This is a genomic window from Streptomyces pseudovenezuelae (assembly GCF_029892565.1).
GTDB classification, from domain to species: domain Bacteria; phylum Actinomycetota; class Actinomycetes; order Streptomycetales; family Streptomycetaceae; genus Streptomyces; species Streptomyces pseudovenezuelae_A.
In genome coordinates, this window is record NZ_JARXVH010000007.1 from 547257 (window position 1) to 561946 (window position 14690).

General features: G+C 71.0%; 12 protein-coding genes. 4 read left to right on the plus strand and 8 right to left on the minus strand.

Features of this window, described 5'->3' with window-relative positions:
• Positions 1 to 13: 13 nt before the first annotated feature.
• Positions 14 to 1273: a PucR family transcriptional regulator gene (locus M2283_RS25510; protein WP_280878671.1), complete on the minus strand. Its 1260-nt coding sequence runs from the start codon at positions 1271 to 1273 to the stop codon at positions 14 to 16.
• Positions 1274 to 1374: 101 nt separating this feature from the next.
• Here M2283_RS25510 and M2283_RS25515 point away from each other — a divergent pair, with 101 nt between their 5' ends.
• From M2283_RS25515 to M2283_RS25530, 4 genes are all read left to right on the plus strand, one after another.
• The gene (locus M2283_RS25515) at positions 1375 to 1833 is read left to right on the plus strand and encodes a nucleoside deaminase (protein WP_280878672.1); all 459 of its coding nucleotides are present in this window, start codon (positions 1375 to 1377) and stop codon (positions 1831 to 1833) included.
• Positions 1826 to 2800, plus strand: coding sequence for an isopenicillin N synthase family dioxygenase (locus M2283_RS25520; protein ID WP_280878673.1), 975 nt, complete (start codon positions 1826 to 1828; stop codon positions 2798 to 2800). The genes M2283_RS25515 and M2283_RS25520 overlap by 8 nt, the downstream gene beginning before the upstream one ends.
• 149 nt (positions 2801 to 2949) lie before the next feature.
• Positions 2950 to 5073, plus strand: coding sequence for a hypothetical protein (locus M2283_RS25525; protein ID WP_280878674.1), 2124 nt, complete (start codon positions 2950 to 2952; stop codon positions 5071 to 5073).
• Positions 5073 to 6620, plus strand: coding sequence for a hypothetical protein (locus M2283_RS25530; RefSeq protein ID WP_280878675.1), 1548 nt, complete (start codon positions 5073 to 5075; stop codon positions 6618 to 6620). Before M2283_RS25525 ends, M2283_RS25530 begins: the two co-directional genes overlap by 1 nt.
• 29 nt (positions 6621 to 6649) lie before the next feature.
• Here the strand turns inward: M2283_RS25530 and ccsB are convergent, their stop codons facing one another.
• From ccsB to hemL, 7 genes are all read right to left on the minus strand, one after another.
• Positions 6650 to 7750 carry a c-type cytochrome biogenesis protein CcsB gene (gene ccsB, locus M2283_RS25535; protein ID WP_280878676.1) on the minus strand — a complete coding sequence of 367 codons (1101 nt, stop codon included), beginning with the start codon at positions 7748 to 7750 and terminating at the stop codon, positions 6650 to 6652.
• On the minus strand, positions 7747 to 9525 hold the full coding sequence (gene resB, locus M2283_RS25540) for a cytochrome c biogenesis protein ResB (protein WP_280878677.1): 1779 nt from the start codon (positions 9523 to 9525) through the stop codon (positions 7747 to 7749). The genes ccsB and resB overlap by 4 nt, the downstream gene beginning before the upstream one ends.
• Positions 9526 to 9528: 3 nt before the next feature.
• Positions 9529 to 10299, minus strand: coding sequence for a cytochrome c biogenesis CcdA family protein (locus tag M2283_RS25545; protein ID WP_280878678.1), 771 nt, complete (start codon positions 10297 to 10299; stop codon positions 9529 to 9531).
• Position 10300: 1 nt separating this feature from the next.
• Positions 10301 to 10918, minus strand: a complete 618-nt coding sequence (locus M2283_RS25550) for a TlpA family protein disulfide reductase (RefSeq protein WP_280878679.1) — start codon at positions 10916 to 10918, stop codon at positions 10301 to 10303.
• A gap of 102 nt (positions 10919 to 11020) precedes the next feature.
• Positions 11021 to 12319, minus strand: coding sequence for a hypothetical protein (locus M2283_RS25555; RefSeq protein WP_280878680.1), 1299 nt, complete (start codon positions 12317 to 12319; stop codon positions 11021 to 11023).
• 171 nt (positions 12320 to 12490) lie between these two features.
• Complete coding sequence (locus tag M2283_RS25560) at positions 12491 to 13189, minus strand: histidine phosphatase family protein (protein ID WP_280878681.1); 699 nt, start codon at positions 13187 to 13189, stop codon at positions 12491 to 12493.
• Positions 13186 to 14505, minus strand: a complete 1320-nt coding sequence (gene hemL, locus M2283_RS25565; RefSeq protein ID WP_280878682.1) for a glutamate-1-semialdehyde 2,1-aminomutase — start codon at positions 14503 to 14505, stop codon at positions 13186 to 13188. The genes M2283_RS25560 and hemL overlap by 4 nt, the downstream gene beginning before the upstream one ends.
• Positions 14506 to 14690: the final 185 nt, after the last annotated feature.

The window sequence follows — 14690 nt, forward strand, 5'->3', positions numbered from 1 at the left end:
CGCCGGACAGGCTCTAGGCCACCGTCCGCAACCCCCGTACCTGCCCCGCGCCCATCCCCCGCACCACCCGATGCGCGCAGGCCGCCGCCAGCAACTCCCCCAGCAGGTCGGGGTCGTCGATCTCCAGGCCGAGCAACGACTCGATGCGCTCCAGGCGTTGGTAGAGGGACTGGCGGCCGATGTGGAGGAGGGCCGCCGTGCGGGTGGGTGAGCAGCCGTGGCGGAGGTGGACCTCCAGGGTGCGGACGAGGTCGCTGGGGTGGGCCGCCTCCCAGGCCAGGAGCGGGCCCAGGGTGTGCTGGACGAGCCGGGCGAGACGGTCGCGGTTGGCGTCGACGCCGCCGCGGGTCAGCTCCCGTTCCAGGGCGAGCGCGCGGGCGGAGGTGACGAGGGGGCCGTCGGGGACGCCCGGCTCGGCGGCCGGGACGGTGAGCGCCAGCTCCAGCGTCGTACGGGCCGCCCGCAGGGTGTCGCTCCAGCGCAGCCAGCCGCTCGCGGCGGCGACCGCGTGCCCGACGGCGACGGTGAGCCCCGGTTCGGCGGCTGCGCGGAAGGCCTCCTGGACGGCGCGTACGGGGTCGCCGGTGCGCGTGACGGGCAGCGCCAGCAGCGCCAGGACGTCACCCGGGAACGCGGCCCGCAGCACCCCGGCCCCGCCCAGCAGCCGTACCGCCCGGTCCACCGCCCCCACCTCGCGCGTCCCGTGCAGCGATACGCCGATCAGCCGCGCCCCCGGCCCCGGATGGAACCCGGCGAGTGCCGACCGCGCCTCCACCTCGGGCTGGTTCAGGGCGGCCCGGTCGGCCAGGTCGGCGAGCAGGGCCGCCGTATGGTCGTCGCCCCACGGACGTACCACCGACCGCCCGGACAGCCCGCGCGCCACGATGGCCCGGTTGGCGGCCTCGGTGATGCGTACGAAGGGCACGACCCGGCGCATGGCCAGCAGGGGCAGGCCCAGGCGGCGGGCCTCGTCGGTCACCTCGGGCGGCATGCTCGGCAGGGAGCGGCCGACCTCCACCGCGAGCCCGGCCGCGCCGCGGGCGGCCAGCTCACGGACGTAGCGCCGCCGGTCCTCCTCCTCGGCGTCGGCCAGGCCGAAACCGTTGGTGAGCAGCAGTTCGCCGCCGTCCAGGAAGTTGGCGCCCTCGTAGACCTCACTCGAATGCACCCAGCGCACCGGGCGGTCCAGGGCGCTCTCGCCGGCCAGCAGTTCGGGCTCGGCGGCCCGTACGGGATCGAGGTCCAGGACCTCACGGAGGGTGAGTGCGGGCACGGGCACCTCCAGGGGCGTGGACAGTTCGTCCGGGGGCGGGATGTCCGGAGAGTACTTTCCGCACGTTGCCCTCGTGTTTCGGCCACTGGAGAGTGAGAACCATGGAGCTCATGGATCAGGCACAGGCGCGGACCTGGCTCACCACCGCCGTCGAGGAGGCCCGCGCCGGGCTCGCCGAGGGCGGCATCCCGATCGGCGCCGCGCTCTACGGAGCCGACGGCACCCTCCTCGGGCGCGGCCACAACCGGCGCGTCCAGGACGACGACCCCTCGATGCACGCGGAGACCGCGGCGTTCCGGGCGGCGGGACGGCAGCGGACATATCGCGGGACGACCATGGTCACGACCCTCTCGCCGTGCTGGTACTGCTCGGGGCTGGTCCGGCAGTTCGGCATCTCGCGGGTCGTGGTCGGCGAGGCGGCCACCTTCCACGGCGGGCACGACTGGCTGGCCGAGCACGGCGTGCGGATCGTCCTGCTGGACGACCCGGAGTGCGTCTCCCTCATGCGCGACTTCATCAAGAACAACCCGGCACTGTGGAATGAGGACATCGGTGAGTGACACCTCCGCCCCGCGCATTCCGACCATCGACCTGCGGCCCTGGCTGGCCGGGGACGAGCAGGTACGCAAGGGCATCGCCCGTACCGTCGACGAGGCCCTCCGGACCGCCGGATTCCTCCTGGTCACCGGGCACGGCGTGGACCCGGCGCTGCGAGAGGGGATCCGGGCGGCCGCTCGGGCCTTCTTCGCCCTCCCCACCGACGTCAAAGAGCCGTACTCCGCGAAGGTCGGCGGGCGGGGCTGGCTCGGGCCCGGGGCCGAGGCCAACGGGTATTCGGAGGGGACCGAGACCCCGCCGGACCTGAAGGAGTCGCTGACCTTCGCCACGCACCGGCCCTTCGCGGACCCGGTGATCAACGCGGAGTGGTATGCGCCCAACGTGTGGCCGGCCGAGGCGCCGGAGCTGCGGACGCTGTGCGAGGAGTACCTGGACCGGATGGGCGAGCTGGAGAAGCAGCTGTTGGTGCTGCTCGGCGACGCCCTCGGGCTCGAACCCGACTTCTTCTCCCGGCACATGGACCATCCGACGTACGGCTTCAACGTCAACTGGTATCCGGGCGTCGAGGTGGTCGGGGAGCCGGAGCCGGGGCAGTTCCGGATCGGGCCGCACACCGACTTCGGGACGGTGACGATCCTCGACCGGCAGGCGGGCAAGGGCGGGCTGCAGGTCTTCACGGACGAGGGCGGGTGGGAGGACGCGCCGTTCGATCCCGAGGCCTTCACCATCAACATCGGTGATCTGATGGCCCGTTGGACCGGCGACCGGTGGCGCTCGGGCCGGCACCGGGTGCTGCCGCCGCCCGCGGACGCGCCGGCCGAGGAACTGATGTCCCTCGTCTACTTCGGGGAGTGCACCCCGGGCACCCTCGTGGAGTCCGTGCCCGCGCCGGTGGGGCGGGTGGCGTACGAGGCCGTGGACTCGCACGCCTACCTGCGGGCGAAGCTGGACTCGATCACCGTGGACTGATCCGCCGGTGCCGGTCGGCGGATCCGCGGGCGCCCGTCGACCGACCCGGCGATACTTTTTGTAACCCAACGGTCACCACGCGCTCTAGTCCGAACCAACTCGCCCTCCTTACTCTTGAGTTGATAGACACCTCCGGGGGGAGCGGTGCGGTGGGCAGACGGTTGCACGGGCGCGGGGCACTCTTCGACGCCGAGCCGGCCGGTCTCGCTCCGCGGCTCGTGGGTCTGCGCCCGCACCAGCACCGCACCACCCCGTACGAGCACCCGCGCGAGCTGCCCTTCGTCCTGCTCACCGGCAGCCGCGGCCTCGGCAAGACCGCGGTCCTCGGCGAACTGCGGTCCGCGTACAAGGGACACACCCCGGTCGCGCTGATCGACTGCGCGCACTCCGCGTTCGCGGCGCCGTCGGGCGGGCGGCCCGCCGAGGCCTGGTCGCCGGTGTCGCAGGCGCTGCTGGTGATCGCCGAGCAGCTGGCCGAACCGGTGACCGGCGCCGGCCGGATCGTCTTCCCGCGGCTGATGTCAGGCCTGGTCGCGGTGGCCGCCGGGGGCTGGAACGACGCCGACTCGGAGCGGATCCGGCGCGAGGTGGAGCGGATCCTGCTGCTGAACGAGGGCGGGTCGTGGATCGCCGGGTTCGCCGGGCGGTGGGCGGGGCGGGTCGCCGCCAACGTCGTCGCCGCCGCGACCGGCACCGGGCCACTGGTCTCGGCGTCCATCGAGGCGACCCTGGAGTCGTTCTCCGACAGCTTCGTTCACCGCCGCCACGCCAAGGCCGCCACCTGGTACCGCGACTACCCGAACGCCTCCGGCAACGCCCGGCGCGGACTCATGCTGCTCTCCGGCCACTTCAGGGCCGGCGGCACCTCCCGCGAGCACGCCGAGCGCCATCTGGTGCGCGCCCTGCTCGCCGACCTCACCGAGGCGTACGCCGGGATGCTGCCGCGCATGCAACGCCTTGGCCGGCCGCTGGTGCTGATCGACAACGCCCAGTCCGCGCCCGGCCCCGGCCTCACCGACGCCGTTCTGCGCGACCGCGCCGACGGCATCGCCGACCAGGTCGTCTTCATCGGCGCCCTGCGCGGCGACGGCCGCCCGGCCCTGCGCAACGCGGTGCGCCGAGCACTGCCCGAGGTGACCCGGCGCAGCGGCTGGACGCCCGATCCGGCGGCGCCCTCCTCGCGGGCGTTACTGGTGGCGCTGCCGCCACTCAGCCCCGACGACACCCTGCACATCGTCGGCGCGGCCTGCGCGGACCTCCCGGTGCCGCCCCAACTCCCGCACACCACCCGCCGGTTGACCGGCGGCAACCCCCTCGGCATCACCCTCCTCGCCGAGTCGGCGGCGCAGAACCTCCCCGAAGCCACCTCGCTCGGCGAGTTGCTCACCGCGGACGTCCGCCCGCACGAGGAGAGCGACGGCGCACCGACCTATCTGGAGCTCCTTGGCCGGCTCGTACCCGCCGACCGCCGCGAGGAGTTGACGGTCCTGGCGGCCGCCCACGACCACGACTCCGCGGTCGCGCTGGCCGAGGCCCTGCTCCCGGACGACTTCGGTCCCGCGGACATCCGCTCCCTCCAGACCCGCCTCGCGCGGGAGGGACTGCCCGAGATACCGGGCCAGTTCGTCGGCGACGCCTTCGTCCGCACCCTCCTGCTGCTCGCCCTGCACCACCGCGACGCGGACCACGGCCAGTGGCGTACGGCGCACGAGACGCTGATCGCGCACTACGCACCGCCCGAAGACGGCGACGGGGACGGAGCCGGCGGCGACGACGATCCCGTCCGCGCCCGCTACCGGCTGCACCACGAACTCGCCCTGGGCGACGCCGAGTCGGCGGTCGCCTACCTCCGGGACACCTTCCCCTCCCTCCCCGCCGCCACCTGGCTGCGCTCCCTGCGCTTCATCGCCTCCGCGCCCTACTTCCACGCGCACGACGCCGACGGCCACGACTTCACCGGCCGGGACGACCGCCGGGCCGACGTGGCGCTCGGCCGCACGGACGCCGGGCACCCGCCGCCGGCCGGCGTGGACGGCGTACTGCATCTGCGGGTACGGCGGTTGCTGCACGCCGTGTGGCGGCTGACCGACCCGCTCGCGCTGCCCGACCCGAAGGTGGCCGACCGGCTGCGGTTCGAGCTGGAGCAGCTGTCCAACCTGCGCCCGGCCGGCAACGCGCTGCTGTGGCGGGCCTCGCGGGACTGGGCGGAGGACGCGGCGGCGGGCCGGGCGCTACGGGTGCCGGACGAGGCCGATGACGAGGGGGTGGCGTGATGGCCGGCAGGGGCTTCGGTACGTGGCTGCGCGAGGGCGTGTGGGCGATCCCGTTGCGCCGCTATCTGGCCGTGCTGGTGAGCGCCGCCCTGGTGGTGGGCCTGGTCTTCGTCGTCCGGGTGCTCACGCATGACGACCGGGCCTGCGCGGCGGGTGTGGTCCACCCGGAGGGCAGCGACGACTGCGTGGGCGTCTCGACGACGGCGTACGACTTCGGGCGGCCCCAACTCCGGGACGCGGTACGGGCGATCGACCGGGAGAACGACTCGCTCAAGCCGGGCGCCTATGTCACCGTCGCCCTGATGCTGCCGTACACCGCGTCCACCCCCTCGACCCTGAGCGACATCCAACACGAGCTGCAGGGCGCCTACTTGGCACAGTGGGAGGCCAATCACGCCGCCAACGGGCAGTCCCCGTCGATCCGGCTGGTGCTCGCCAACCCGGGGGCGACCAGCGATCACTGGAAGCAGCTCGTGGACCAGTTGGAGCCGATGACGAGGAGCGCCGACCGGCTGCGGGCGGTCGCCGGGGTCGGCATGAGCACCGACAACAACAAGAAGGCCGTGGCCGAACTGACCCGGCGGGGCATCCCGGTGGTCGGATCGTCGATCACCGCGGACGACCTCGCGAACGGCCAGGGCGGCAGGGACCCCTTCCCCGGGCTGGCCCGCGTCTCCCCGACCAACACGGACGAGGCCCGCGCCCTCGCCTCCTTCGCCAAGGTCAGCGCCGGGCGGGCGCTGCTGGTGTACGACAAGCCGGGCGACCCCTACACCCGCACGATCCAGGCGTCGTTCGCGAAGCTGATCAAGGGGTCGCCCTACGAACCACAACCGTTCACCCCGCCCGCCGACCGCACCCAGGAGGGCACGACCGCCAACACCTTCCGGCAGATCACCCATCTCGTGTGCGACACATCGAAGGAGACGGACACGATCCTGTTCGCCGGACGCCACACCCAGCTGCGGCAGTTCATCAACGCGCTGGGCGGACGCGGCTGCCAGGACCGGAAGTTCACGCTGCTGACGGGTGACGAGGGCTCCTACCTGACCGGCGAGAAGGCCCTGGACCGCAGTGCCCTCAAGCACAACCTCTCGATCCGCTACACCTCCCTCGCCCACCCGGACGCCTGGGCGAAGGACACCGCGAAGACGGGCGGTTCGGCGCGGGACGCGAAGGTGCTGAGCGACCTGCTGGCCAGGAGCGGGCGTGCGCCGGTCGGGCCGATCGGCCCGGTCGCCCTGGACGACGGCCAGTTGATCATCGGCTATGACGCCATGACCCTGGTCGTGCACGGCATCCGCGAGGCGACGCCGGACGGCAGGACGGCGCCGCCGCTCGCGGACGTGGGCCTTCAGTGGCCGCAGGTCAAGGGCTCGCTGCGGGTGAGCGGGGCGAGCGGCTGGATCTGTCTGGACGTGCACGGCAACCCGTACGACAAGGCCGTGCCGATCGTGGAGCTCACGCCCGAGGGCGACTCACGGTTCGTCAAGATCGCCTGGCCGGAGGGCAGGCCCCCGGGCAAGGAGTGCCTGCCCCCGTCGTAGGCACTCCCCGCCCGGTCCGCTCCTCGCGCTCAGACCCCCGCGTACGAGTGCTTGCCGGAGACGAAGATGTTGACGCCGTAGTAGTTGAACAGCCAGCAGCCGAACGCGATCAGGGCGAGGTAGGCGGCCTTGCGGCCCTTCCAGCCGGCCGTCGCGCGGGCGTGCAGGTAGCAGGCGTAGGCGACCCAGGTGATGAACGCCCAGGTCTCCTTCGGGTCCCAGCCCCAGTAGCGGCCCCACGCGGACTCGGCCCAGATGGCGCCCGCGATGATCGTGAACGTCCACAGCGGGAAGACGGCCGCGTTGACGCGGTAGGAGAACTTGTCCAGGGACGAGGACGCGGGCAGCCGCTCCATGACGGAGGTGGCGAAGGTGCCGGGCTTGCCGCCGTTCTCCAGCTTGGTCTCGTAGGAGTCCTTGAACAGGTAGAGGACCGTGCCGACGGCGCCCACGTAGAAGACCGCGCCGCACAGGATGGCGGTCGAGACGTGGATGTACAGCCAGTACGAGTGAAGGGCGGGAACCAACTGGTCACTGGCGGTGTACAAGACAGTGACGGCGATGCCGAGATCGAGGAGGACCGTCGTGATCAGGAACAGGCCGAGCCAGCGGACGTTCTTCTTCAGCGCGAGCAGCGTGAGGTACACGGCCACGGCGACGGTGGAGAAGGTGATGTTGAACTCGTACATGTTGCCCCACGGCGCCCGCTCCACCGAGGCGGCGCGAGCGATCACCCCGGAGAGCTGGACGAGAAAGGCGAGCACGGTGAGCGAGACGGCGATACGCCCGTAGAGGTCGCCCTGCGCGTCACCGCCGTGTGCCCCGGGCCCGTCCGGCACGTCCCGCGCACCGGCCGCGGAGCGTACGACGACGGTGGGCCGCTCCAGCACGGCGGTACCGCCGGCCTGCTGCACGGTGACGGCCGGCCGCTTGGCGGCGGCCTTCGCCTCCGGCGTGAGCGCGGCGGCCGTGCGGCCGACCCGGCTGCGGCTGCCGAAGAGCCATTCGGCGATGTACGCGAAGAAGGCCAGGGTGTAGACGGCCATCGCGGAGTAGATCAGCGTGTTGCTGATGTTCGCGAGGTGTTCGTTGGTCGCGGTGGCCAACTCGGTTCCGGCGGCGAGAGTCACGTCTCAGCCCCTTCGGCAGGTACGGCTTCGGGTTCGGGGGTGGTGGGGTCTTGGTCGGTGGAGCTGGTTCGAGTGGTGGAGCCGGTGCGATCGGTGGTGCCGGTTCGATCGGTGGCGTCGGACTCCGGCGCGCCCGGTGTCTGGTCGTACAGGATCCCGGCGAGGTCGCCGAGTTCCTCGGGCAGTTTGGCGGACTCGCTGCGGCCGAGCCCGGCCATCTCGACGACGGTGACGCCGTCGGGTCCCTGGGTCGCGCGCACCCAGACCCGGCGGCGCTGGATGAACAGGGAGGCGGCGAGGCCGAAGATCGCGGTGAGGGCGGCGCCGAGCGCCCAGTCGGTGCCGGGCTGCTGGACGACCTGGAAGTTGGCCCACTGCTTGGTGCCGGTGTAGGTGATCGACCCGGCGCCGTTCGGGAGCTTCATGGTCTCGCCGGGCTCCAGGTTCTCCCTGAGCTGGGCGCCCTTGGCGTCCTTGAACTCCTTCACGTGCGACTTGTCGAGCTGGTACACGCTCTGCGGGATGCCGGAGTCGATGCCGAGGTCGCCGTGGTACGGCGTCAGGTTCAGCACCGGGTTCTCCAGCGCCGGGAAGGTCGAGGCCGTCTCGTTGCCCTTGGTGTAGGTGGGCAGGAAGAAGGCCGAGACGCCCAGCTGTTCGGTGACGCCCTTGGCGTTCCGGTAGCCGTCGAGGACCTTGACCACACCGGTGGAGGTGACGTTGGAGTCGAGCGGGAGCATGGCCACGGCGTCGTTGTAGACGACCTTGCCCTTGCCGTCGCGGACGGTGATGACGGGCGCGTAGCCGTGGGCGGTGAGGTAGACCTTCGAGTCGCCGATGGTCAGCGGCTCGTTGACCTTGACGAGGGTCTTCTGGTCCTTGCCGTAGGCGCCCTTGGTGTAGGTGATGGCCGCCTGGTAGATGCGCGGGGTGCCCCGGTTGGGGCCGGTGGCCTCGTAGGTTCCGGTGAACTTGTTGAGGGTGAAGCTGAACGGCACCAGGTCGTCGGAGCTGAAGAGGTTGCCGGACTTGAAGTCGTCGTAGGAGATGAGGGTGTTGGAGAAGCCGTCGCCCTCGACGACGAGTTTGTTGCCCTCGGACTTGAAGAGCTGGCCCCAGGCGAAGGCGGTCAGCATCACGATCAGGGCGATGTGGAAGGCGAGGTTGCCGATCTCGCGCAGATAGCCCTTCTCGGCGGCGACGGCGTCACCGGCGAGGTGGGCGCGGAAGCGGCGCTTCTTCAGCAGCTTGAGCGCGGCCTCGCGGACCTGCTCGGGCTCGGTCTCGGTGCGCCAGGTGGTGTAGGCGGGCAGCCGGGTCAGCCGCTTGGGCGCGCCCGGCGGCCGGCCGCGCAGCTGGCCGACGAACTGCCAGGTGCGCGGAATGATGCAGCCGATGAGGGAGACGAACAGCAGGATGTAGATCGACGAGAACCACACCGAGCTGTAGACGTGGAAGAGCCCGAGCCTGTCGTAGATCGGCGCGACGAAGGTGTGCGTCTTGCGGAAGTCGGCGACCTTGGTCTCGTCGATGCCGCTCTGCGGGATCAGCGAGCCGGGGATCGCGCCGAGCGACACCAGCAGGAGCAGCAGCAGCGCGACCCGCATCGAGGTGAGCTGGCGCCAGAACCAGCGGGCCCAGCCGATGACGCCGAGGGAGGGCAGGTTGGGCAGCTCCTCCTTGGGCGCGGTGGACAGCTGGGAGCCGGCGGCGCCGAGGTCCTCGTCGGGGCGCTCGGGGGTCGCGCCGGAGCGGGTCTTGGAAGGCGTGCTCATCGATCAGATCCCCACAGTGAAGCCGGCGGACCAGGACTGCATGTCCTGCACGAGACGGTCCCAGGCGCCGGTGAGCAGCAGCAGACCGGTCACGATCATCATCGTGCCGCCGATCCGCATCACCCAGACGTAGTGGCGCTTGACCCAGCCGAAGGCGCCGAGCGCCTTGCGGAAGGCGACCGCGGCGAGCACGAAGGGCAGGCCGAGGCCGAGACAGTAGGCGACGGTCAGTATGGCGCCGCGGCCGGCGCTCGACTGCTGCGAGGACAGCGCGAGCACGGAGGCGAGGGTCGGACCGATGCAGGGCGTCCAGCCGATGCCGAACAGCGCGCCGAGGAACGGAGCACCGGCCAGGCCCGCGACAGGCCGCCGGTGGAAGCGGAACTCGCGCTGGGTCATCCAGGGCATCAGGCCCATGAAGAAGACGCCCATGAGGATCATGAGCGAGCCCAACACCTTCGACAGGACGCCCTTGTTGTCCTGGAGGGTGTCGCCGAAGTAGCCGAACAGGGCGCCGCTGGAGACGAACACGGCGGTGAAGCCGAGGACGAAGAGGGAGGCGCCGGCGAGCATCCGGCCGCGCCGGGCCTCGGCCAGGTCGGTGCCGGTGACGCCGGTGACGTAGGACAGATAGCCGGGGACCAGCGGCAGGACGCACGGGGAGAAGAAGGAGACGAGGCCGCCGAGCAGGGCGACGGGCAGGGCGACGAGGAGGGCGCCGTTGAGCACCGTGCCGTTGTATCCGGTCGCGGCGAGCGTGGTGACTGCGCTCACGTCACTTCTCCGCGAGGACCGGGTCGATCATCTTGCGCAGCTTGTCCTCGCTGAGCGCGGCCAGCGAGCGGGCGGCGATCTTCCCTTCCCGGTCGAGGACGAGCGTGGAGGGGATGGCCTGCGGGTTGAGCGTGCCCTTCTTGAAGCGGAGCATCAGCTTGCCCGTCGGGTCGTACAGGCTGGGGAAGGTGACGCCCTGCTGCTTCTCGAAGGCGGCGGCGCTGGAGGTCTTGGTGTCCCGGGTGTTGATGCCGACGAACTGGACGCCCTTGGCCTGGAGGTCCTGGTAGACCTTCTCCAGATTGGGCGCCTCGGCGCGGCACGGCGCGCACCAGGAGCCCCACACGTTCAGGACGACGATCTTGCCTTTGTAGGAGGCGACGTCGAGCTGCTCGCCGTCGACGGTCTTGCCGGACAGGTCGGGGGCCGCGGCTCTCTGGCCCTTCTCGGCGGTGGAGATGCCGTCCTTGCCCATCACGAAGTTGGTGTCACCGCCCCCGCCGGAGGTGCCGCCGGAACCGCACGCGGTCAGGGTCAGCGCGGCAGTTGCGGCCACCGCGCCGAGCAGGGTGGCACGGCTACGGTTCGAGCACTGGGGGGCGCGGCTGGCGGCACTCATGTGAAAAGTTTCGCATGCCCGTTCTGGGGATCTTGCCCACCCCCCTCACAGACACCTGGCGGGCGGAAACCCGCATTTCAGGCGGCCTGCCAGGGGCCTTTCTCACGCGGCCTTCCCGGACTCGGTCGACGAGCCCGACGAAGGGGTGCCCGAGGGGCTGGTGATGAAGCTCTTCCAGCCGCTGGCCGGCGCCTGCCCGACATCGAGGCCGCGCAGCTGCTCCAGCACCTCGGGCTTCTGCACGTCCATCCAGTCGACGAACTGCCGGAAGGAGACCATGCGTACGTCCTCGCCCTTCTCCTTCTCCTTGGCGATGTACTTGAACGCCTCCTCGACGGCGTCCATGTAGAGGCCGCCGTTCCACTGCTCGAAGTGGTTGCCGATGAAGAAGGGCGCGCGGTTGCTCTCGTAGGCCCGCTTGAAGCCGGATATGTAGGACTGGGCGGCCTGGGTGCGCCAGCCCGGGTAGTTGTAGGCGGGCGCGTTGGTGGAGTTGACGGACTGGTTGGCGAGCATGTTGTAGTCCATCGACAGGACCTCGAAGCTGTGCCCGGGGAACGGGATCGCCTGCAGCGGCAGGTCCCAGATGCCCAGCTTCTTCTGCGGCCAGACCTGACGGCCGCCGGGCGAGGAGGCGTCGTAGCGCCAGCCGAGTTCCTTGGCGGTGGGCAGCAGGTTGTCCTGGCCGAGCAGACAGGGCGTACGACCGCCGACGAGTTCCTTCTCGTAGTCGAAGGGCAGGGCCGGCAGATCGGTCCACCCACTGTTGCTGCGCCACTCCTTGACGAACGACTTCGCCTGCTCGATCTCGCTCTTCCACTGCTGGGACGTCCAGTTGCCGACGGTGCCGTAGCCGCCGCAGAAGTGGCCGTTGAAGTGGGTGCCGATCTCGTGCCCTTCGAGCCAGGCGCGGCGGACGTTGGTCAGCGTGGCCTTGATGTGCTCGTCGGTGAGGTAGCCGATGTCGGAGGCGCCGCGCGGGTTGTTCGGCGGGTTGTAGAGGCGCTTCTTCGACTCGGGCAGCAGGTACACCCCGGAGAGGAAGAAGGTCATGGACGCGCCGTGCTGCTTCGCCAGGTCGAGGAAGCGGGGGAAGAGGCCGTTGCCGACCTCGCCGGCGCCGTCCCAGGAGAAGATCACGAACTGGGGCGGGGTCTGGCCGGGCTCCAGCGGCTCGGGCTTGGCCGGCTGGTGGGGCTGCTTGCCGGTGAAGGAGGTCGACCCGTCACCGAGGGGGCGGACGGGGTGCGTCGTCGGCTTCTTGGTGCCGCCCCCGCTTCCGGAACCTCCGGCGTGGCTGGACCCGCCCGACCCCGTGAGGGTGCCGCAGCCCGCGAGCCCGGCGGCGGCCACCGCACCCGCACCGGCTCCGAGCATTCCCCGTCGAGTGAGACTCCGCATTGCTTCCCCATCCGTCGCGTCCTCTGTGGTCAACCTGTGAGAGGACGCGTCGGACGGGAAAGTTCGCTGGGGACTATCCGCGTTCCGAGACAAACGTCACGGAACCGTCTCAGCGCTGATGGAGTCGTCCCGGCGCTGACGGAGTCGTCTCCGCGCCGATCGGGCGGATCGTCAGGCGCCGAAGGCCTTGTCCTTCCCCTTCACCGGCTTGGCGCCGGCGAGGAGATGGGCCGGGACGAGGTCGCGGGCGGGCTCGGTGTAGCCGACGGACACGATCTTGTCGCCCCGGTAGGTGAAGGTCGTCAGGGAGGCGAGCGTGCACTGCCGCTTGCGCGGGTCGTGCCACAGCCGCCGCTTCTCGACGTAGGACCGCACGATCCAGATCGGCAGCTGGTGGCTGACGACCACGGCCTCGTGCCCGCGCGCCCGGTCCTTGGCCGCGTCCAGCGCGCCCATCATCCGCACCACCTGGTCGACGTAGGGCTCACCCCACGACGGCCGGAACGGATTGACGAGGTGCTTCCAGTTCTCCGGCTTCTTCAGCGCCCCGTCCCCGACCCCGAACGTCTTGCCCTGGAAGACGTTGTCGGCCTCGATGAGCCGCTCGTCGGTCGCGAGGTCGAGCCCGTGCGCCTTGGCGATCGGCGTCGCCGTCTCCTGGGCCCGCTCCAGCGGCGACGCGACGACGTACGTCACATCGCGCGGCGCGAGATGCTCGGCGACCCGGTCGGCCATCTGCCGCCCGAGCTCGGACAGGTGGTAGCCGGGCAGCCGCCCGTAGAGCACCCCGTCCGGGTTGGCGACCTCGCCGTGCCGCATCAGGTGTACGACGGTGAGGTCGCTGCCGGCCGTGTTGTCGCTGTCGCTCATGCTGAGGTGGCCTCCGCCGCCGCTCGGGCCGCCGCCGGGAGGGCGTCGGCGATGCGCTGCACGGCCCGCTCGTCGTGGGCCGTGGACACGAACCAGGACTCGAAGGACGAGGGCGGCAGATAGACGCCCTGCGCCAGCATCGAGTGGAAGAAGGCGGTGAAGCGGAAGGACTCCTGCCCCTTGGCGTCCTCGTAGTCGCGCACCGACCGGTCCACGAAGAAGACGGAGAACATGTTGGAGGCGTTCTGCACGCGGTGCGCGACGCCCTCCTTGCCGAGCGCCTCCGTCACGAGCGACTGGATCTGCTCGGACACGGCGTCGACCTTGACGTAGGCGGCGTCGTCGAGAAGCCGCAACTGCGCGAGGCCGGCCGCGGTGGCGACGGGATTACCGGAGAGGGTGCCGGCCTGGTAGACGGGCCCGGCGGGGGCGAGCCGCGCCATGACGTCTTCCCGCCCTCCGAAGGCGGCGGCGGGGAAGCCACCGCCCATCACCTTGCCGAAGGTCATCAGGTCGGGCCGGACGCCGTCGATGCCGTACCACCCGGCGCGGCTGGTGCGGAACCCGGTCATGACCTCGTCGGAGATGAACAGCGCGCCGTTCTTCGCGCACGCGTCCTTCAGCCCCTGGTTGAACCCGGGCTTCGGCGGGACGACGCCCATGTTGCCGGGCGAGGCCTCGGTGATCACGCAGGCGATCTCGCCGGGGTGCCGGTGGAAGGCCTCGTTGACGGCTTCGAGGTCGTTGTACGGCAGCACGATGGTGTCGGCGGCCTGGGCCCCGGTGACGCCGGGGGTATCGGGCAGAGCGAACGTCGCCACCCCACTCCCGGCCGCGGCGAGCAGCGAATCGACGTGACCGTGATAACACCCGGCGAACTTGATGACCTTGGCCCGCTGAGTGAACCCACGAGCGAGCCGAATGGCGCTCATGGTCGCCTCGGTCCCGCTGCTGACGAGCCGCACCTGCTGCACGGGCTCGACCCGGGCGACGATCTCCTCGGCGAGCGCGACCTCGCCCTCACCGGGCGTGCCGAAGGAGGTGCCGCGCGAGACGGCCCGCTGCACGGCGTCGATCACCTCGGGGTGCGAGTGCCCGAGGATCATCGGCCCCCAGGAGCACACGAGGTCGACGTACTCCCGCCCGTCCGCGTCCGTCAGATACGGACCGGTACCGGACACCATGAACCGGGGCGTGCCGCCGACGGCGCGGAAGGCGCGCACCGGCGAGTTCACGCCGCCCGGCGTGACGACGGACGCACGGTCGAACAGGGCCTGTGAGACAGGCGCTTCGTATGAATAAGGCAGTTCGCTCATGACCTGCGACTTCTCCGACCTTCTCCGTCTTTCTCCGACTTCACGGACTCCGCTTGCCTGTGACCTCCTCAGGGTAGGCCAGGGGGCGCGGGGGGCCGGGGGCACGCCTGCGGACCGGGGAGCCGCCCACCTGACCAACTGCCCGATCCCCGACCGTTGGGCCACTATTCGGCCATCGACCGACC

Coding starts and splice junctions, on each gene's coding strand:
- M2283_RS25515 (WP_280878672.1), top strand. CDS start 1,375: ATGGAGCTCATGGATCAGGCACAGGCGCGGACCTGGCTCACCACCGCC.
- M2283_RS25530 (WP_280878675.1), top strand. CDS start 5,073: ATGGCCGGCAGGGGCTTCGGTACGTGGCTGCGCGAGGGCGTGTGGGCG.
- resB (WP_280878677.1), bottom strand. CDS start 9,525: ATGAGCACGCCTTCCAAGACCCGCTCCGGCGCGACCCCCGAGCGCCCC.
- M2283_RS25550 (WP_280878679.1), bottom strand. CDS start 10,918: ATGAGTGCCGCCAGCCGCGCCCCCCAGTGCTCGAACCGTAGCCGTGCC.
- M2283_RS25555 (WP_280878680.1), bottom strand. CDS start 12,319: ATGCGGAGTCTCACTCGACGGGGAATGCTCGGAGCCGGTGCGGGTGCG.
- M2283_RS25560 (WP_280878681.1), bottom strand. CDS start 13,189: ATGAGCGACAGCGACAACACGGCCGGCAGCGACCTCACCGTCGTACAC.
- hemL (WP_280878682.1), bottom strand. CDS start 14,505: ATGAGCGAACTGCCTTATTCATACGAAGCGCCTGTCTCACAGGCCCTG.